The 1,111-nt window shown below is 64.8% G+C and carries 2 protein-coding genes; both read right to left on the reverse strand.

Translation table 11 applies throughout. The annotated features are described in order from the left end of the window. The coding region (locus AC2FND_RS20320) for an NAD(P)-binding protein (RefSeq protein WP_496771506.1) at nucleotides 1-535 on the reverse strand (535 nt) is incomplete at its 3' end. Then, nucleotides 532-1,111 (reverse strand): lysylphosphatidylglycerol synthase domain-containing protein (locus AC2FND_RS20325; protein ID WP_496771507.1); only part of this gene is annotated, 580 nt, incomplete at its 5' end. The genes AC2FND_RS20320 and AC2FND_RS20325, both read right to left, overlap by 4 nt.

Raw genomic sequence — 1,111 nt, forward strand, 5'->3', positions numbered from 1 at the left:
GTTTCACGGCCAGCTTGTCCGGGTCCAGCCCCCACAGTTTGCGCACGTAGGGGAAATAGAAATTGTCCGAAATCGTCGGCCCCAGCCCGTCATAAAGGACGGTCGAGAATGTCTCGGGCCCGGTGCTTTTCTTGCGGAACGGCTTCAGCACCATGTCCCCGATCAGCGACAAGGCAAAGGGTTTGGGCAGGCGCATCAGCGCGTCAGTCAGTTTCAGCGGGAAGTGGATCCATTTTCCGCCCAGCCGGATGCGCCCGTGGCGCGGGCGCAGCAGCAGATCGTCCCCCAGCAGGGCTTTCACATCGGCCAGAACCTCGGGCTCTGCCGCCGGGTGAAACCGGTGCGAGCCATAATCGCAAATCACGCCTTCAACCGGGAAGGACGCTGAATTGCCGCCCGCGATAGCGGCGCGTTCGATTACCGTTACGCGGGCCTGCCCGGTTAACGCATGGGCCGCGGCCAGCCCGGCCGGTCCGGCACCCAGTATGATGATATGGGGCTTGTCGTCGCCGTTGGGTCGGGAAACATCCGTCACTTGCACTCTTCCTTTTGGGAATTTGCCGGGGTGCTGAACCGCATCCCGGACAGGGTCAGAACCAGCGCGCCAAGCCCGCCTGCCGTAAACAACACTACCTGCCAGACCAGCCCGGCGGCCACGACCGCAGGCGCGCTGGCGCCAAATGGGGCCAGAAACCCGGCCAGCGTGGCCTCGCGCAGGCCTAGCCCGTTCAGCGAGACCGGCAGAACCGCAATGATCTTGGCCAGCGGCCAGGCGAAAATCCATGGCCCGGCGGCTACATCGACACCTGCCGCGATGGCCAGCCACCAGGCCAGCAGGACCAGCACCAGCTGAATCAGCACAGATGCGACAAAGGCAATGGCCAGCGTACCGGGTTTGCGGCCCATCCCAGCCAGCGCATCGGCCAGGCGATGGGCAAATCCTTTGCCGGGCAGGGAGGGGATATAGCGCCAGGGCAGAGGCAGCAGGCGCGGCATCGCGACCATCCCCGCCAGTGCGGCCAGCAGGATCAGCGCAACCGGCCAGATCATATGCCCGCCCGCAGCGCTTTCCCATGTCAGGACCAGGCCCAGACAGGACAGGGTCAGCAAC

It is taken from the genome of Ruegeria sp. BHSB056 (genome assembly GCF_059613305.1).